Here is a 327-nt window from a genome sequence, read left to right on the forward strand (position 1 = left end):
GTCGCAGCCGAACTTCTGGCGGCCTCCGAGGGCATCGGCTACATGCTGTCCGACGGACGGGAGCTATCCCGGCCCGATCTGGTGATGATCGCCATCATCTGCCTTGCGGTACTCGGCAAGATTTCCGACAGCCTCTTCAAGATCGTCGAGGAACGCTGCCTGCGCTGGCGTGACACCTATTCCCTTCAGGAAGGAGGACGGTTTAAATAAACTTCCACCACCGCGATCTACACTAATCTTAACTCTCTTCCCCGGCCCGCCGCTCGTCCGATGCCGCGCCGGGACCGTTGTCGACCAGTAGCACGTTCGGTGGGACAGCGCCCGCGG

General features: G+C 61.5%; 1 pseudogene. It reads left to right on the top strand.

What is annotated here, in order from left to right:
* A pseudogene (locus tag SB816_RS30530) lies at window positions 1-210 on the top strand (ABC transporter permease); the annotation flags it as partial.
* Between the last annotated feature and the right edge of the window lie 117 nt (window positions 211-327).

It is taken from the genome of Achromobacter sp. SIMBA_011, assembly GCF_046535435.1.
GTDB classification, from domain to species: Bacteria; Pseudomonadota; Gammaproteobacteria; order Burkholderiales; family Burkholderiaceae_B; genus Achromobacter; species Achromobacter dolens.